Annotated in this window: 14 protein-coding genes and 1 tRNA gene; 10 read left to right on the top strand and 5 right to left on the bottom strand. The window is 71.9% G+C overall.

Annotated features, from left to right (window positions below):
• Window positions 1-17: 17 nt before the first annotated feature.
• Both ACTOQ2_RS04045 and ACTOQ2_RS04050 read right to left on the bottom strand, forming a co-directional pair.
• Window positions 18-1,256, bottom strand: coding sequence for a GH39 family glycosyl hydrolase (locus tag ACTOQ2_RS04045; RefSeq protein WP_440098321.1), 1,239 nt, complete (start codon window positions 1,254-1,256; stop codon window positions 18-20).
• 415 nt (window positions 1,257-1,671) lie between these two features.
• The gene (locus ACTOQ2_RS04050) at window positions 1,672-2,697 is read right to left on the bottom strand and encodes a phosphotransferase family protein (protein WP_440098322.1); all 1,026 of its coding nucleotides are present in this window, start codon (window positions 2,695-2,697) and stop codon (window positions 1,672-1,674) included.
• Between the two features lie 197 nt (window positions 2,698-2,894).
• Here ACTOQ2_RS04050 and ACTOQ2_RS04055 point away from each other — a divergent pair, with 197 nt between their 5' ends.
• The gene (locus ACTOQ2_RS04055) at window positions 2,895-3,977 is read left to right on the top strand and encodes a GNAT family N-acetyltransferase (protein ID WP_440098323.1); all 1,083 of its coding nucleotides are present in this window, start codon (window positions 2,895-2,897) and stop codon (window positions 3,975-3,977) included.
• A gap of 115 nt (window positions 3,978-4,092) precedes the next feature.
• Here the strand turns inward: ACTOQ2_RS04055 and pdxR are convergent, their stop codons facing one another.
• Window positions 4,093-5,499, bottom strand: a complete 1,407-nt coding sequence (gene pdxR, locus ACTOQ2_RS04060; protein ID WP_440098324.1) for a MocR-like pyridoxine biosynthesis transcription factor PdxR — start codon at window positions 5,497-5,499, stop codon at window positions 4,093-4,095.
• Window positions 5,500-5,566: 67 nt separating this feature from the next.
• On the opposite strand from pdxR, the gene ACTOQ2_RS04065 reads away from it, so the two are divergent.
• The 8 genes from ACTOQ2_RS04065 to ACTOQ2_RS04100 all read left to right on the top strand — a co-directional run bounded on the left by ACTOQ2_RS04065 (window position 5,567) and on the right by ACTOQ2_RS04100 (window position 13,955).
• Window positions 5,567-6,238 (top strand): pyridoxamine 5'-phosphate oxidase family protein, encoded by a 672-nt coding sequence (locus tag ACTOQ2_RS04065; protein ID WP_440098325.1) that lies wholly within the window; start codon window positions 5,567-5,569, stop codon window positions 6,236-6,238.
• A gap of 79 nt (window positions 6,239-6,317) precedes the next feature.
• A complete protein-coding gene (locus tag ACTOQ2_RS04070; protein WP_440098326.1) occupies window positions 6,318-8,207 on the top strand; it encodes a protein kinase domain-containing protein in 1,890 nt (629 codons plus the stop codon).
• Between the two features lie 127 nt (window positions 8,208-8,334).
• Complete coding sequence (locus tag ACTOQ2_RS04075; RefSeq protein WP_440098327.1) at window positions 8,335-10,062, top strand: serine/threonine-protein kinase; 1,728 nt, start codon at window positions 8,335-8,337, stop codon at window positions 10,060-10,062.
• A 19-nt stretch (window positions 10,063-10,081) separates the two neighbouring features.
• Window positions 10,082-11,524 carry a hypothetical protein gene (locus tag ACTOQ2_RS04080; RefSeq protein ID WP_440098328.1) on the top strand — a complete coding sequence of 481 codons (1,443 nt, stop codon included), beginning with the start codon at window positions 10,082-10,084 and terminating at the stop codon, window positions 11,522-11,524.
• Window positions 11,525-11,579: 55 nt separating this feature from the next.
• The gene (locus tag ACTOQ2_RS04085) at window positions 11,580-12,770 is read left to right on the top strand and encodes a DUF2510 domain-containing protein (protein ID WP_440098329.1); all 1,191 of its coding nucleotides are present in this window, start codon (window positions 11,580-11,582) and stop codon (window positions 12,768-12,770) included.
• A 22-nt stretch (window positions 12,771-12,792) separates the two neighbouring features.
• On the top strand, window positions 12,793-13,395 hold the full coding sequence (orn, locus tag ACTOQ2_RS04090; RefSeq protein WP_440098330.1) for an oligoribonuclease: 603 nt from the start codon (window positions 12,793-12,795) through the stop codon (window positions 13,393-13,395).
• A gap of 76 nt (window positions 13,396-13,471) precedes the next feature.
• A tRNA-His gene (locus ACTOQ2_RS04095) sits at window positions 13,472-13,547 on the top strand.
• 153 nt (window positions 13,548-13,700) lie between these two features.
• The gene (locus ACTOQ2_RS04100) at window positions 13,701-13,955 is read left to right on the top strand and encodes a helix-turn-helix domain-containing protein (RefSeq protein ID WP_362687442.1); all 255 of its coding nucleotides are present in this window, start codon (window positions 13,701-13,703) and stop codon (window positions 13,953-13,955) included.
• A gap of 25 nt (window positions 13,956-13,980) precedes the next feature.
• Here the strand turns inward: ACTOQ2_RS04100 and lat are convergent, their stop codons facing one another.
• On the bottom strand, window positions 13,981-15,282 hold the full coding sequence (gene lat / locus ACTOQ2_RS04105) for an L-lysine 6-transaminase (protein ID WP_440098331.1): 1,302 nt from the start codon (window positions 15,280-15,282) through the stop codon (window positions 13,981-13,983).
• 384 nt (window positions 15,283-15,666) lie between these two features.
• On the opposite strand from lat, the gene ACTOQ2_RS04110 reads away from it, so the two are divergent.
• The gene (locus tag ACTOQ2_RS04110) at window positions 15,667-16,866 is read left to right on the top strand and encodes a M20 metallopeptidase family protein (protein ID WP_440098332.1); all 1,200 of its coding nucleotides are present in this window, start codon (window positions 15,667-15,669) and stop codon (window positions 16,864-16,866) included.
• Window positions 16,867-16,907: 41 nt separating this feature from the next.
• On the opposite strand, the gene trhA is transcribed toward ACTOQ2_RS04110, so the two are convergent.
• Window positions 16,908-17,576 (bottom strand): PAQR family membrane homeostasis protein TrhA, encoded by a 669-nt coding sequence (trhA, locus tag ACTOQ2_RS04115; RefSeq protein ID WP_440098333.1) that lies wholly within the window; start codon window positions 17,574-17,576, stop codon window positions 16,908-16,910.
• Window positions 17,577-17,630: the final 54 nt, after the last annotated feature.

The raw sequence follows: 17,630 nt of genomic DNA on the forward strand, positions 1-17,630 counted from the left end.
CGCCGTCGCCGGCGCCGCTAGGCTCCGGCGCGCTCGCTCCACCTGACCTCGTACGGCTTGAGCTGGAACTGCTTGCCGTCCACGACGGTGACGGCGTCTGCCGCGGTGGTGTTGACCATCACGAGCTGGCGCTCCTGGGCCAGGACCCGCACCTGCGCGTTGGAGGAGGTCACCGCCTCCAGCGGGACCCCGAGGGGGAACCACTTGGTGAAGCCGCTCATGATGCCCGCCATGGGCATCTCGACACCGGTGGTCGGGTGCCACAGGCAGCCGGGGCAGGCCTGATCGTCACCGGTGGACTTGCGCTGGGGGTTCCAGAAGAGCGAGGTGGTGACGCCGCTGGTGGCGAACTCCATCATCGCGGCCGTGTGGACGGCGATGCGGTGATCCTCTTCCCAGTCGCTGTTCATGGGCTCGACGTACCACTCGGCCCACCAGACCGGCAGGTCGCCGCTCTTCTCCCGGAGCCATCGGGTGAGGGCGCCGAACTTGCCCAGGGCGGTGAACTCGTCGGGGAAGGCCCCGGCCTCCTTGGTCACCGAGGCGCCGTCGACGACGATGAAGTCGGCGCCCTTCTTGTTCTCGATCCAGTACTCGACCGCCTCCAGGTCGCGCTGGACGATGCTCCCCCACGGTCCCTGGACCTCCGCCCCCTGCTCGGGGGTGCTGGTGCTGCCGACCGACACGTAGGGCCCGCCGACCTTGATGTCCTTGTCGACGGCCTTCAGCGCGTCGTAGACCTTGTTGTAGAACTCGGTGTAGCCCTCGATGTCCCAGCGGTTCTGGGCCGTGTTCCAGAAGCCCTTCAGCTCGTTCCACACCATGAAGTGCTTGACGGTGGGATAGCGCCTGGCGACGGTCGCGGCGAGCTTGGCGTAGTCGTCGAAGTGCTCGGGCCGCGGCGCGGTCTCCAGCTGCGTCCAGTCGGTCCTGCCCGAGCTGCCGCCCTTCATCCAGTCCGGCGAGCAGCACAGCGTGATGATCGGGATGGCCTGGGAGCCGGACATGAACCTGATCCGGCGGTCGAGGTCACGGAAGTCGTTCCTGCCGGGCGCCGGTTCGGGGTTGCCCGCCCCCCAGCCCATGATGTGCTGGTTCTGCAGCATCGGGACCCGGCTGAGCATGTGGGAGGCGGCCTCGGTGACCTCGCTGCCCTCGTTGTCGGCGCTGAACTCCGTGTGGGTGATGCCCCAGCGCGGCCAGTCCTGGACGACGGGGGGTGCCTCCAGCACGGGTGCCGCCTGCGTTGGGGCCATTGTCATGGATTGTCCGCGCGGAACGTCCGGCTTGGCGGCATAGGCGATGATGCCGACCACGAGTGCCGCCGTCACGACCAACGCCCCCAGTGCGACCGGCCAGGCCGGGCGCCGTCGCTGGTGCCGTCCGTTAGTCGGTATCACCGAATTTCCTCGATCCTCGCAGGTCAACGAATGTAGCGTTCCATAGCGGCGTCGGACGTGACGGTGCCCCGGCATGGTTCACAGGCAAGCGTTACCGGCCGCGCCGCCAGCGTATCCGTGGCGGCTTGCATGACGCTTGAAACTTCTACGGTAGTTGCCGTCCGCCCGTGCGCCCGCCTGGCCCCGCCCGCCCACCCGGCCCGCCCACCCGGCCCCCCGGCCGCGGATCCCGGCGCCGGCCGCGCGAGCGCGGGGACCACCGGGCGGCCGTTCAGCCTCCCAGGACCCTCAGTGCCCGGTCGACGAGCGTGGGGACGGCCGCGCCGATGTGCTCGAAGCCCTCGCCGACGGTCTTGCCCTGCTTGAACCTGGCGTGGATGCCCTCCACGATGACGGCGAGCTTGTAGTTGCCGAAGGCCACGTAGAAGTCCAGGTCGGACAGGTCGGCGCCGGAGACCTTGGCGTAGTGGGCGGCGAACTCGCGGGCGGTGAGGAAGCCAGGGGCCACGGTGACGCCCGCCGCGACCGGGACCGAGGCGCGCTCCTCGTCACCGGGGTCCTGCCAGTAGGTAAGGGTGAGGCCGAGGTCGGCCAGCGGGTCGCCGAGCGTGGACATCTCCCAGTCGACGACGGCGAGGATGTCGGGATCCGGGGAGAGCCGCACTAATGTGTTGTCGAGCCGGTAGTCGCCGTGGACCAGCGTCGAGGCGGAGCGCGCGGGCAGGCGTTCGCGCAGGCGGGCCACCAGGCGGTCGTACGTGGGCAGCTCGGCGGTCTTCGACCGCTCCCACTGCTGCCCCCAGCGCTCCAGCTGGCGGGCCATGTATCCCTCGGGACGCCCGAAGTCCCCCAGCCCCACCTCCCTGTAGTCGATCGCGTGGATCGCGGCGAGCACCTCGGCCAGCCGCTCCGAAAGCCGCCGGGTCTGGGCGGGGGTGAGCTCCAGGGCGTCCTCCTGGGTCCGCACGGCCGCGCCGTCCACGTGTCCCATGAGATAGAAGGGCGCCCCGATCACGTCCTGGTCGTCGCAGAAGGCGACCGGTTCGGGCACGGGGACCGAGGTCGGCGCGAGAGCCGAGATCACCCGCCACTCGCGCCGCATGTCGTGGGCGGTCGGCAGCACGTGCCCCAGCGGGGGGCGGCGCAGCACCAGGCGGCGCCCGGAGGTCTCGACGACGTACGTCAGGTTGGATCTGCCGCCCGCGATCATGGAGACCCCGGTAGGCTCACCGACGCCCGGGACATTGGCCGCGATCCATCCGACAAGGCGTGGCCAGTCGATGCCAGGGGTGCTCATGGCCAACCATTAGAACGTCACTCGGGTCAGCGGCGCCAGCCGGGGTCGCCCAATGAGATCCCGAAACGTTGCGGTCGACACCACCCGAGCTCTGTTCTGTCCTTTATCGTTACATTACGTGCCTACCAGCATGCTTGGGCTCTGCGACATCCTTCATCGGGTGACGTAGGGGACCCCGCACATCCCAGTAGGAGCTCATGCGCGTCTCAATCGTTCAGCCCCGTGACCTCGGCCCGGCCGACATCGACCGATGGAGAACCCTCCAGGGTGCCGACCCCGCCTTCGACAATCCCTTCCTGTCTCCTGAGTTCACCGTCACCGTTGGCGCGCTCCAGGAACGCGTCCGGGTGGCGGTGCTGCACGACGGGTCGGACGTGGTCGGATTCTTCCCCTTCGAACGCCATCCGATGGGCATCGGCATGCCCGTCGCCGCGGGCCTGACCGATGCACAGGGGCTGGTGCACGCCAAGGACGTGGAGATCGACGCGCAACGGCTGATCAGGGAGTGCGGCCTGGCCGTCTACGAGTTCGACCACCTGATCGCCGGGCAGCCGCTGCTCCAGCCGGGGCACTGCAGATACCCCTCGCCGATCATCGATCTGCGTGACGGCTACGAGCCGTACATCGAGACGATCAAGGTGACCTCCGGCAAGACCTACCGCTCGACGGCGTACAAGAGCCGCAAGCTCCAGCGCGACGCCGGGCCGCTGCGGCACGACTACGCCACCACCGACCTGGCGCCGCTGCGCACGCTGCTCGGCTGGAAGACCGAGCAGTACCGCCGCACCGGCCGCACCGACCGGTTCGCCCGGCCGTGGATCGTGGAGCTGGTCGAGCGGTTCCTCGCCACCGACACCGAGCACTTCGGCGGGGTCCTCGACATGCTGTACGCGGACGGCAAGCCGGTCGCCGGGCACTTCGGGCTGCGCACCGGGACCACCCTCGCGGGCTGGTTCCCCGCCTACGACACCGCCTTCGCGAAATACTCCCCCGGTCTGATCCACCACCTGGCCATGGCGGAGAAGGCCGCCGAGGCCGGGATCCAGGTCATCGACATGGGCCGCGGCGAGAAGGAGTACAAGGAGAAGCTCAAGAACGGCGAGTACGAGGTCGCGGAGGGCCGGATCGCCCGGCTGAGCCCAGGCGCCGGGGTCCACTGGATGCTGCGCGTGCCGGTGCGCAAGGCGCGCGGCACGGTCCTGGCCAGCCCGCTGCTGCGCACCACCGCCGACCGCGCCCTCAAGACGTTCGGCCGCCTTCGGACGTCCATGCAGGCGTGAGCCGGTTCGCCGCCGCGGCGTGGGAACGGTCCCACGCCGCGGCGGACCCGGTGACCGTTCGCCCCGCAGGACGCGCGGCCGTTCCCGTACCGCGCCGGGCGGCCCCGGGGACCGGTCAGCCGATCAACTCGGCGACCACCGAGACACCTCGCCTGAGGTCGGCCCGCGACGCGGAGCCGTAGCCGATCACCAGGCCGTGCCGCAGCCGCGGCCCGTAGTAGTGGCGGGCCATCGAGTCGAGCAGCACGCCCCGGGCGTGGGCCGCCTCGACCAGGGGCTCGACCGCGTCCTCGGGCAACTCCACCATGACGTGCAGGCCCGCGGTGTCGCCCGTGACCCTGCCGGAGCCGAGGATGTCGACGACCACGGCGCGGCGGCGCGCGTACTCCAGGCGCGTGCGGCGCAGGTGCCGATCCAGGTCCCCCTTCTCCAGGAGCACCGCCACCGCCTGCTGGGCCGGGCCGCTCGTGCGGTCGGCCAGGGCGTCCCTGGTCACGGCGAGGGCTTCGACGAAACTCGGGCGGGCGACCAGCCAGCCGACGCCGATGTCGGGTGACAGGGCCTTGCTCAGGCTGCCCAGCAGCACCACCCGGCCGGGATCGAGACCGTGCAGGGCGGGCAGCGGGGCGACGTCGTAGCGGAACTCGGCGTCGTAGTCGTCCTCCACGACGACCGCGCCGGTGCGGCGGGCCCAGGCGAGGAGACGCTCCCTGCGCGGGATGGGCAGGCGCCCGCCGAGGGGGTACTGGTGGGCGGGGGTGGTGTACAGGACGCGCAGGTCGTCGGGGAGACCGTCCACGACGACGCCGTCCTCGTCGACCGGGCAGGGCACGAGCTCGGCGCCCCGCCCGGCGAAGACGTTCCTGGCGACGCGGTAGCCGGGCTCCTCGACGCCCGCCCGGTCACCGGGCCGCAGGAGGGTGGCGGCGACCAGGTCGAGCCCGTTGCCGGTGCCCCGGGTGACCATGATGTTCTCCGGCCCGACGGGGATCACCCTGGTCCTGCGGAGGTGCTCGGCCAGCGCGGCACGCAGCCTCGGCAGGCCTCGGGGGTCGGGATCGCTCGCCGGCGGCAGGTCGGCCGCCCCTCGCCAGGCCCTGCGCCAGGCCGCCCTGTCGTAGTCGTGGACCCACGGCTGTCCCGGACGCAGGTCGATCATCCTCCGCCCGTGCCCGTGCCCGTGCCCGTTCCCGTGCCCGTGCCCGCCGACCGGCGACGGAACGGGCGCCGCCGGAGCGGGGGCCCTCCCCTCGGCGGGAACCGCCATGTCGGCCACGTAGGTGCCCGAGCCGTGGCGCCCCTCCAGCCAGCCCTCCGCGTACAGCTGCTGGTAGGCCTCGGTGACGACGGTGCGGCTCACCGCGAGCTGGCGGGCGAGGGCCCGGGTGGAGGGCAGGCGCTCTCCGGAGGAGAGGGCGCCGCCGCGCATGGCGTCCCTGAGACGGTCGCCGAGCTGGACGGCGAGCGCCGTACCGGCCTCACGGTCCACCGATACGGGCAGGTCGACGGAGGGTCGCGGCAAAGTGGTCTCCTGTAAGCGTGTGAAAGTGGACGTGTTCCCGGTATCCACTTCTTCCTAGGTTAGTGTCATGCCCTCGACGCCCTCGACGCCCTCGACGCTTTCCTCGACTCCCCGCACCACCCTCAACCGCGCGAAGGACAGGGGGCGAACCTCCCGGGAGGACCTGTACGCGGTGCTGGACGCCGGGCTGGTCTGCCACCTGGGCATCCTGGCCGGCGGCTCCCCCATGGTGGTCCCCACCGGCTACGGCCGGATCGGCGACACCCTCTACCTGCACGGTTCCACCGGCGCGACCTCCCTGCGCAACGCGGACGAGGTCTGCGTCACGGTGACCCACGTGGACGGCGTCGTGCTCGCCCGCTCGTCCTTCCACCACTCGCTCAACTACCGTTCCGCCATGGTCTACGGCCGCCCCCGCCGGGTGGTGGACGCCGAGGAGCGCCTGGCCGGGCTGCGGGCGATCACCGAACAGCTCGCCCCCGGCCAGTGGGACGCCACCCGCAGGCCCACCGGCAAGGAGCTCGCCGCGACCATGGTGCTCGCCCTCTCCCTCGCCGAGGCATCGGTGAAGGTGCGCCAGGGCCCGCCGGTCGACGACGAGGAGGACTACGCGCGGCCGATCTGGGCCGGGGTCCTGCCGCTGCACCAGGTCTGGGGCACGCCCGAGCCCGATCCCGCGCTGAGCTGGGACCTGGCCGTGCCCGAGCACATCGCGTCGCGAATCATGCCCGTTCGGTAAACCTCTCCGGCAAACCCGCCCCACGCGCCACGCGTCTCCATACCGAGGCCCCTATCCGGCCCGAACCATGGAGGCGGCCATGACGGCCATCGGCTGGACACCCCCCGGCTACACCGAGCTGCGCGAACTCGGCGCGGGCGGCGGCGGGCGGGTGGTCCTCGCCCGTCACGACGAGTCGGGCACCCAGGTGGCGATCAAATACCTGGCCGAGTGGCTCAGAAACGACCCGGGCTTCCTCGCCCGCTTCCGCGAGGAGGCCAGGCTCCTGGTGGAGCTGGCGGACGAGAACGTGGCCCGGCTGTACGAATACATCGAGGTGCCCGGCGGCGCCGCCATCGTGATGGAGGCCGTCAACGGCGTCTCCCTGCGCGAGCTGCTGCGCGAGCACGGCTCGACGGGGCCCGAGGCGGCGCTGACCGTGCTCAAGGGCTCGCTGGCGGGGCTGGCCACCGCTCACCGGGCCGGGCTGGTGCACCGCGACTACAAGCCGGAGAACGTGCTCGTCGAGACCACGGGCACCAGCAAGCTGGTCGACTTCGGCATCGCCGTGCGGGCGGGAGAAGGCGGCCGGGCCGCGGGCACCCCGCCCTACATGGCTCCCGAGCAGTGGGCGGGCGCCCCCGCCTCCCCCGCCTGCGACGTCTACGCCGCGACGGCGGTCTTCTTCGAGTGCCTGGCCGGGCACCGCCCGTACCGCTCCGGTGAGCGGGTGGTGCTGATGCACCAGCACATGACCGCGCCGATCCCGGTGGACGAGGTTCCCGAGCCGGTCAGGCCCCTGGTCGCCAGGGGCATGGCCAAACGGCCCGGTGACCGGCCGGCCGGTGCCGGGGAGTTCCTGGCGGAGCTGGAGAGCGTCGCGGTCGCGGGCTACGGGCAGGACTGGGAGGAGCGCGGGCGGGCCCGGCTGGCCGCCCTGGTGGCGCTGCTTCCCCTGCTGTTCCCGCCCGCCGCCCCCGGCCCGGTGGCCGGGACCACGCTGTTCAGGACGGTGCTGCGCACGCTGCGGTCGAGGTCCGCCGGGGTGGCGGCGGGCGCCGCGGGGGTGATGCTGGTCGCGGGCGGCGCCGGCGTGTACGCCCTCGCCTCGGGAGGGCCCGAGCGACCTCGCACGATCGACGTGGCCGCCGCGACGCCGCCCCTGCCCCCCTCGCCCGGCACGCGGGGCCAGGTGTCGCCGTCCCTGCCCGCGCCCTCCTCCGCGACCTTCTCCCCTCCCGCGTCCGCGGAACCGGTCTCGTCGTCCGGACCCACCGGGGAGAGCGTCCCCTCCACCGGCCCCACCGCCGGGGAGACGAGCGCTCCCCCCGCCACCGGCACGCCCGGCGGGCCGACACCCCGGCCGTCCTCCCCACCGACGGCGCCGACGGCGCCACCGTCCTCCCCGCCGACGCCGACGACCGGTCCCTCCACCGCGCCGCCCGAAGTGGGGGTACGCCGGGTGGAGGTGGTGCGGGCCCGTGTCAACGCGCGGGGCGCGGCCCTGGTGGCGGTCTCGGTCGACACCGCGAACGCCCGGCAGGTACGCCTGCGCGTGGTCTTCCGCGCAGGTCAGGCCGTACGGAGGACGGTCGTGCCGCTGTCGGGCGCGACGAGCTACTCGCGTACGGTCAGGTTCGGCTTTCCCCGGGTGGGGTGCGGGGCCGCCTGGAACGTGGTGGTGACCGGCCTCCCCTCGGGCCGCGCGAGCGGCGCGAGCGGTGAGACCTCCCCGTGCGCCGGGCCGACGCGTACCCCGAGGCCGGCTCCGACGGTGCCCGGAACGGCCGCGCCCACCTCCAGGCCCACGCAGAAGCCCACTCCGAGGCCGACGGTCACCCGCACCGCGCGCCCCGGACCGCAGGTAACGGTCACCCGCACCGCGCGGGCCACCGCGAAACCGTCGGCCGCCCGCAGCGCAAGACCGAAAATTGGTATTTCGGTCATACCTTCCTCGCCGGCCTCACCGGGGGAATCGAGCCGCGCATAGCGGATAACCACTGATCAGCTCCGTACCGTGAGACTGATTCACGGTTAATGAGCGGAATGCGGTTATCTATCGCTAGGCTACGGTCCGTCTGTTATGGGTGGGGGCCCAGACAACTGAGGAGACCGTTATGTACGGCACGCCATCGGCCTGGCGAGTCCCCGGATACACCGAGATCCGCGAGTTGGGCGCCGGTGCGGCCGGGCGTGTGGTGATGGCTCGGCACGACGCCGACGGCATCATGGTGGCGATCAAGTACCTGTCCGACGAGCTCAGGAGCGACGTCGGGTTCGTGGCCCGCTTCCGGCACGAGGCGCGAGTGCTCAACACCCTGAGCAGCCCGCACTCCGTCCGGCTGTACGACTATGTCGAGACCGGCGACGGCGCGGCCATCGTCATGGAACTGGTCAACGGCGTCGCCCTGCGGGCGTTGCTGCGCTCGGAGGGGCCGACCGGCCCCGAGGCCGCGCTGCTCGTGCTCAAGGGCTCGCTCCTGGGACTGGCCGCCGCGCACTCGGCGGGTGTGGTGCACCGCGACTTCAAGCCCGAGAACGTGATGGTGGAGGCCGACGGGAGGAGCAAGCTCGTCGACTTCGGCATCGCGGTCCGCTCCGGCGACGGCGACACCCCCGCGGGCACGCCGCCCTACATGGCTCCCGAGCAGTGGGTGGGCGGCCCCGCCGGGCCCGCCACCGACGTCTACGCCGCCACCGTCGTGTTCTTCGAGTGCCTGACCGGCGCCCGTCCCTTCCGGGCCACGAACATCGCCGCGCTGGCCCGCCAGCACCAGGTGATGCCTCCGCCGGTCGAGGAGGTGCCCACCGCCCTGCAGGGGCTGGTCGAGCGCGGCCTGGCCAAGCACCCCGCCGACCGGCCGCCGACCGCCAGCGCCTTCCTCACCGAGCTGGAGGCGGTGGCCGCCGACGCCTACGGCCCCGACTGGCAGGAGCGCGGCCGGCGCCGCCTGGCCGGGGTCGCCGGGCTGCTGGCCGCGATGTTCCCGCTGGACGTGCCCGTCCCCGGAGCCGACACCTCGCTGGCCATGACCGAGCTCGACGGAGACGGCGGCGATGGCGACGGCTGGGAGAAGACCTCCTCGATCAGCAAGCTGAGCGTCAAGATCCTCATCGGCGTCGGCTGTATCGCGGTGATCGGCGGGCTGACCGCGGTGCTGGTCGGCTCGGGCGGCTCCACGGAGATCCAGTCGCAGAGTTCCGTCACCTCGCAGAGCCCGACCCCCTCGGAGCTGGAGACGCTCATTCCCGGGGACGAGATCGACGAGACCGACGAGCCGGTGGAGGAGTCGCCGTCCGCGGCCACGCCGACGCCCACCCCGACCCCGGTCCCGAGCACCGCCGCCACCTCGGGCCTTCCGCCCGTGGCGCCCACCGCGACGTCGGCGGCCGCCACGCCCACGCCGTCGGCGACGCCCACCAGAAGGCCCACCACGCGGCCGACGAGGAAGCCGGCGGAGGAGGAACCGTCTCCGACCCCCACCCCGGAGGGCAGCTCCACCCTGAACGGCCCCCGCGACCCCAACCGCCCCACGACCAGGCCGCCGTCGACCCCGCCGGCCTCGCCGACCGCCGCCCCGACCCAGCCCACACCCACTCCGCCCCGGGCGACGCCCACCCATACGCCGGACCCGGAGCCCACTCCCACCGGCACGGATGACTCGTCGCCGGGCACCTCGCCCTCGGCCTCCTCACCGCCTCCGCGCCTCACCGCCTCGCCCCTGCCGTCCGCGGAGGCGACCCCGGCCGCTTTCCTCGCGCTGGGCCTGGTGACGAGCGGTGCCATACCGTTCACACTGGCCGTCAAGCGCGGCATGGCGGGACGGCACCGGAAACGCCGGTAGACAGGGGAACGATCGCGATATGAGCACCGGGGGAGGCGCCGCCGGGTTCCGGCTGACCGGCCGTACCTGGGCGGACGACCTGGGAATCTGGTCGTCGGCCGTCGCGGCCGACGGGCGGCCGGGGAGCGCGCTCAGGTTCGATCCCCGGCTGGTCGCCGATCCCGCGGCGCGCGAGCGGCTGGTCGCGGCCGTGGTCGCCGACCGCAGGCTCACGCAGAGCGGCACGACCGGGCTGGTCCCGATCGCCGACCTCATCACGGCCAGGGACGAGGTCTGGCTGATCACCTCGGAGCCGGTCAGCCCGACGGTGGGCGACCTGCTGTCGTCCGGCTCGCCCGGGTCGCCCCGGCCCGACGCGGGCAGCGCGGCCACCGTCCTGGTGGAGACCGCGCAGGCGCTGCTGGCCGTGCACGCCTCCGGGCTCGCCCACGGGGAGCTCCACCCGGGCACCGTGGTGATCGCCTCGGACGGGTCGGCGCTGCTCGCGGAGCGAGGGCTGGCCGACGCCCTGCTCGGCCGCTCTCCCGCGCCGGAACGCGACGTGGCGGCCTGGGCGTCGCTCGCCCGGGGTCTGGCCGCGACCTGGGCCTCGGCCGACCGCGGGGCCGCCGGGCTACTGGAGAGGGCGGCGGCGACGGCCTCCATCAGGGGGCTCGCTCCCGCGCGCGACGCGCTGCTCGCCGGGCGGGACGTCCTGCCGTCCGGGTTCACCACCCGCGACAGGCTCGTGGCCACCCTGCACCGGTGGCCGGGGCACGAGGCGCCCGCTACTGGCGGGCATCCGGCCCCCGCGCGGCCCGCCCCCGACGAGGGGGACATCGTCACGCTGCTGCACGTCCCGAAGGCCGGTGATCCGCGCGCCGCGGGGGCCGGCGACCGGCGCGGCGCGGGGGGTGACGAGCGCCGGCCCGAGGACGTGGTCATGCGGTTCGGTCCCGGGGTGCCGTCGGAGACCACGGCCGCCCAGCTGTGGCGGGCCGGCCGGGACCAGCAGCAGACCGAGTTGCCGTCCGGCAGGCTCGCCGCCGCCGCGGCTCCCCGCGCGCGGCGCAGGCGCGGCCGTACGGTCCTCGCCTCGGCGATCCTCGCGCTGATGGTCGTGGGCGCGCTGGCGATCTGGCTGTTCCGGGGCTCGGCGACACCGCTGGAGGTGACGAAGGTGGACGTCAGCGCCCCAAGGAAGGCGCAGGGGTGCGACACGACGGTCAAGATCACCGGTGTGCTGTCCACCAACGGCGCGGGCGGTGAGGTCCGCTACCAGTGGAAGCGGAGCGACCGCAAGGAGCCGATCGCGCAGACCGACCGGATCGCGTCCGGGGACACCTCGCACGAGGTGAGCCTGGAGTGGACGGTCAAGGGCGAGGGAAGTTTCAAGGGAACCGCCACCCTGATGCTGCTCACTCCGGTCCCCGAGGGGAAGAAGCTTCAGGACAGAGCCACCTTCACCTACAAATGTTCATGAGTGATCACCAAGGTCCACAATGCGGCACAAAGCCGTTCTTACTACTCTGGCGGCCATGACCACGCAGACCCCCTCCGGCTGGTACCCCGACCCCTACGGCTCACCGCTGTTGCGGTGGTGGGACGGCAGTGAGTGGACCGACGCCACCCATCAGACGGACGCTCCCACGGGGCAGGGCGCGGCGCCGGGACCACAGACCGGCCCCTTCCTCCAGCCGCACTCCGCAGGACCCGGCCCCGGGCAGACAGGGCCGCATCCGGCCGGGCTCGGCCCCCAGCAGATGGGGCCGCGCCCCGCGCCGGAAGGACCCCCGGGGGCAGGTTCCCCCGGCCCCTCCGGCCCCTCCGGCCAGTGGTCCGGTCCGGCCGTGCACCAGCAGGTCTCGGCGGGCACGGGACAGCCGCAGTGGGGCGGGCCGCCGAACGGCCACACGGCGCAGATGCCCCTCCCGCCGTACGACGGCTACCCGTCCGGGCCGCCGCCGCGCAAGAGCGGCCCTCTGCCGTGGATCCTGGGCGGCGGCGGCGCGCTGATCCTGATCGTCGTGATCGTGGTCGCCGCGATGTACCTGATCAACCCCGAGCGCAGGAACACCGCGGGCGAGCCCACCGGGCTCCCCACGCCGCCTCCCACCGCACCCCTGGAGCCCAGCCAGGAGCCGACCCCCGAGGCGACGCCCGCGCCCTCACAGAGCGCGCCGCCGCTGCCCCAGGTCGTGGACGGGCGCGTCACGGACCCGGTGACCGGCCTGTCGTACGAGATGCCCGGCGAGCCGTGGGAGGTGCCCCCCAGCGTCGGCGGCGGGCTCGGGTTCGTCTGGACCAGCGCGGCCGTCGCCGTCGCCCAGGAGAACTTCGACGGCAGGGGCGGCAACTGGCTCGGCAACGTGCTGACCGGCGAGCTTCCCGACCGGTTCGGCTACCAGGGCGTCGGCAGTATGCGCTCGGTCGCCACGACGCTGCTGCAATTCATGGAGCCCGCCTTCTACAGTCCCCCGCACCGCCGGAAGATCGTCGAGGACAAGGCCGTCAAGGTCAGCGGCAGGGACGCCTGGCTGTTCGTCTTCGACCTGGACTTCTCCGAGCAGGCAAAGGTCAACGGCTGGAAGTGGAAGCGGGAGCGGGCCGCGTTCGTGATCGTCGACCGTGGCGAGGGCAGGCGTCCGGCGCTGGCCTACGTCACCGTACCGGACAATCTCGGTCTGTCCGTGGCAGACAAGGTGATCAAGTCATTCAAGCTCTCGTGAAGTGAGTACTACCCTGAGGGCTATGAGTGACCTGCTGGTCTGGATCGACTGTGAGATGACCGGGCTCGATCTTGGACGTGACGCGCTTGTCGAGGTGGCCTGCGTGGTCACCGACGGCGAGCTGAACCAGCTCGACGAGGGGGTGGACGTGGTCATCAAGCCCCCGCCCGAGTCCCTTGAGCAGATGTCGGAGGTGGTGCGGGAGATGCACACCGCCTCCGGCCTGCTGGACGCGCTGGAGGGCGGTGTCACGCTGGCCGAGGCCGAGTCCATGGTGCTCGAATACATCAGGGGCCACGTCCGGGAGCCGAAGAAGGCCCCGCTGTGCGGCAACTCCATCTCCACGGACCGGTCGTTCCTCTCCCGCGACATGCCGGCCGTGGACGCGTTCCTGCACTACCGGATGATCGACGTCTCCTCGGTGAAGGAGCTGGCCCGGCGCTGGTACCCCCGGGTCTACTTCGCCTCGCCCGAGAAGCAGGGCGGCCACCGGGCGCTGGCCGACATCGTCGAGAGCATCCGGGAGCTGCGCTACTACCGCGCGGCGGTCTTCGTGCCCCAGCCGGGCCCCGACTCCGCCACCGCCAGGGAACTGGCCGAGGGCGTGTCCACGCACAGAGCTTGAGCGTTTCACGAGAAACCCGGTACGAAACGACTCCCAAAGACCGCTACACTTTTCATGTGCTGCTGCGGCGGCGATGGTGGGCGTAGCTCAGTTGGCAGAGCGCTAGGTTGTGGTCCTAGATGCCGGGGGTTCAAGTCCCCTCGCTCACCCCACGAGAACGGCCGGTCCCCAGGGACCGGTCGTTCTTCATTTCCAGCCTCATTACCCACCAAAAGTGGATATTGCAGGTTATGCTCGCTGCTATCGCTACGCCGTTAGGATCGGGGGTTTCGGCGACCTGACCGTGTTGCAGCCACGGAGGCCGGATGAGAGTCGACGATGCCCCGTTCGACGCAGAGCCCAGAGTCGTGACGGGTCTGAGCAGGCGTGAGACCGAGGTCATGGAACTGATCGCGACGGGTCGCTCCAACGGGCAGATCGCCCAACACCTGTTCCTGAGCGAGAAGACCGTGAAGAACCACGTGAACCGGATCTACGCCAAGCTCGGCGTCGACTCGCGGGTCACCGCGATCGACCTGTGGCTGGAACGGGCGGCCCGCGAGGAACCTCAGCCCCACTAGCCCGGCGCGGGGAACCCCGGTACCGCTAGGCGGACAGGCGCAGGCAGCGGGAGGCCTCCAGGGCGCGGGCGATGGCGGACGTGCCCTCCCCCAGCTCCTCCGAGGTGATCGAGAGCGCCGGCCGCAACCGTACCGACCGCTCGCCGCACGGCAGGACCAGCACGCCCTCCTCCTCCCGCAGGCGGGCCACCAGGAGATCGCGCTCCACCGCGTCCGGCAGGTCGAAGGCACACATCAGGCCGCGCCCGCGCGCGTTCTCCGCCAGGTCGGGGTAGCTCTCCTGGATCTCCCGCAGCGCCGCGAGGAGCTCGGCGCCGAGCCTGCCCGCGCGCGGGATCAGGCCGTCGCGCTCCACGATCTCCAGCATCCGGCGGGAACGGACCATGTCGACCAGCCCGCCGCCCCAGGTGGAGTTGATCCTGCCGCTCACCTGGAACACGTTGCCGGGAACCGTGTCGACCCTGCGGCCCGCCATGATCCCGCCCACCTGCACCTTCTTGGCGAAGGCCACTACATCGGGGCGCAGGCCCAGCTGCTGGTACGCCCAGGGGGTGCCGGTGGTCCCCGCGCCGGTCTGCACCTCGTCCATGACGAGGAGGGCGTCGTACTCGTGACAGAGCCGTTCCATCCCGAGCAGGAACTCCGCCCGCATGTGGTTGTCGCCGCCCTCGCCCTGGATGGGCTCGGCGATGAAGCAGGCGATGTCGTGGGGGTGGCGCTCGAAGGCCGCCCGCGCCGCGGCCAGGGATCTCTCCTCGGCCGCCTCGACGTCGCCGAGATGGATCGCGGGCACCTCGATCCTGGGCCAGTCGAACTTCGGGAAGCGGTCGGTCTTGATCGGGTCGGTGTTCGTCAGCGAGAGCGTGTAGCCGCTGCGCCCGTGGAAGGCGCGGGTGAGGTGGAGAACCTTGGTCCCGAGCTCCGGGGAGCGTCCCCGCGAGGCGTTGAGACGGCTCTTCCAGTCGAAGGCGCACTTCAGCGCGTTCTCCACGGCGAGGGCGCCGCCCTCCACGAAGAACAGGTGCGGCAGCTCGGGGTCGCCGAGCACCCGGGCGAACGTCTCGGCGAAGTCGGCCAGGTGGGTGGTGTAGAGATCGGAGTTGGCGGGCTTGTTCGCGGCGACCCTGCCGAGCAGCGCCAGGAACTCCGGATCGTCGTCGAACGGGTTCACCCCGAGGGGCGCCGAGGCGAAGAAGGTGTAGAAGTCCAGGTAACTTCGGCCGGTGTGGGCGTCGACGAGGCGAGACCCCCGGCTCCGTTCGAGGTCCAGCACGAGCCGGTAGCCGTCGACGAGCAGATGACGGGCGAGACGGCCATGAACGTCCATGTACCCTCCACGGTGGTCCGAGAAGATGATCCCCCGTCATTGACACATCTACACGGAGACATTACGCGCTAGATCCGATTCTTGTGAAGATTTTCTTGCGTACGCGCGGCCAGAGCACGGATGTCCAAGCGCGGGACAGCGCATCCCGGGCGTGGGATCGTGCGCCCGGACCTGGACCCGGACCCGGACCTGGACCTGGACCTGGACCCAGAGCCGGAGCCGGAGCCGGACCCAGAGCCGGGGCCGGAGCCGGACCCGGAACCGTGCGACCCGGCCTCCCCGGATGACCGTTTCCCTTCCCGAAGATCACCCCTCTCGAGCCCACAAACCGGTTAAATCGGCCTATCGTGCGATAAGGCCGTACGACTGCCAGGAGGAAGCCCGATGTCCCTTCGCGAATCCGCAGCCGACATGCGGGACGAGCTGGTCCGCCTCCGGCACGCCCTGCACCGGGAGCCGGAACTGGGCCTCGACCTGCCACGCACGCAGGAGAAGGTGCTGACGGCGCTGTCGGGCCTGCCCCTGGAGATACGGCTCGGCGAGAGGCTGAGCTCGATCACCGCCGTGCTGCGCGGCTCCCAGCCGGGTCCGACCGTGCTGCTCAGGGGTGACATGGACGCCCTGCCGGTCACCGAGCGGGGCGACGCCGCGGTCACCTCCCGGATGGCCGGGCGGATGCACGCCTGCGGCCACGATCTGCACACCACCATGCTGGCGGGCGCGGCGCACCTGCTGGCCGCCGGGCGCGACCGGCTCGCGGGGAACGTGGTCTTCATGTTCCAGCCCGGCGAGGAGGGCCCCGGCGGCGCGAAGATCATGATCGACGATGGCGTGCTGGACGTGACGGGCGAGCGCCCGGTCGCGGCCTACGCCCTGCACGTGATCAGCTCGATACTCCCCCAGGGCGTCTTCGTGACCCGGAGCGGCCCGATCATGGCCGCCGTGGACAGGTTCACGGTGACCGTGCGCGGCGCGGGGGGCCACGGCGCCTCCCCGCACCGCGCCAAGGACCCCATCCCCGCGGCGTGCGAGATGGTCACCGCGCTGCAGACCATGGTGACGCGCGGGTTCGACGTGTTCGACCCCGTGGTCGTCACCGTCGGCAGCTTCCACGCGGGCAGCGCCGACAACGTGATCCCCGAGGAGGCCCGCTTCGAGGCCACGGTCCGGTCGTTCTCCGCCGCCGCGCACGCGCGCGTCCAGGAACGGGCGGTGACCCTGGTGAGGGGCATCGCGGCGGCACACGGGCTGGAGGTGGACGCCGACTACGAGGTGAGCTACCCGGTCACGGTCAACGACGGCGCCGAGGCCCGCTTCGCGGGCGAGGCCATCCGCGAGGTCTACGGCGAGCGGCGCTTCGTCGAGGCTCCCCAGCCGTTCACCGGCTCCGAGGACTTCTCGTTCGTCTGTGACCAGGTGCCGTCGGCCTTCGTGGCACTCGGCGCCTGCCCGGCGGACGTCGATCCTGGCAGGGCCGCCTACAACCACGCCCCCGAGGCCAGGTTCGACGACGCGGTGCTGCCCGACGGGGCCGCGCTCTACGCCGAGCTCGCGACCCGCCGCCTCGCCCTCGCCGCGAGCTGAGCGAACCGGGCGGGCCAGGCGGTACGGGGCCCGTTGGCGCGTCACACCGCCGCGTAGACCACCAGCGAGACCGCCACGTACTGCGCCAGGTAGGCGGCGACGGTGAAGGCGTGGAAGACCTCGTGGAAGCCGAACCAGCGGGGAGAGGGGTCGGGCCGGCGCATGCCGTACACGACCCCGCCCGCCGTGTAGAGGACCCCGCCGAGGAAGAGCAGGACCACCGCGACCACCCCCGCGCCCTCCACGAGCTGGGGCAGCACGAAGGCGGCCGTCCAGCCGAGGGCGATGTAGAACGCGGTCGAGAGCCATCGGGGGGCGGCGGTCCACAGCACCCGGAAGAGGACCCCGGCGGTCGCGCCGGTCCAGATCACGCCGAGCACCACCGCGCCGGCCGCCCCGTCCAGGGCGAGCAGCGCGAACGGCGTGTAGGTGCCCGCGATGATCAGGTAGATGTTGGCGTGGTCGAGGCGCCGGAGCACCTCCTCCGAGCGCGGGGAGAGCGTCCCGCGGTGGTAGGTGGCCGAGATGCCGAAGAGCAGGCCGGAGGTGATCGCGTAGATCGCGGCGGCGAGCCTCGCCTCCAGGGTGGGCCCCAGCGCGACGAGGACGAATCCCGCGACGAGCGCCACGGGTAGCGCCCCGGCGTGCAACCAGCCGCGAAGACGGGGCTTGACGGACTCTGCGAGCGTTTCGGCAAGGATCGGGGCCATGAACCTACGCTAGCGTAAGTTACGCAGCCGTAGGTTGTGATCTCGTTCATAAAG

It is taken from the genome of Streptosporangium sp. H16 (genome assembly GCF_051918855.1).
Taxonomy (GTDB): Bacteria; Actinomycetota; Actinomycetes; order Streptosporangiales; family Streptosporangiaceae; genus Streptosporangium.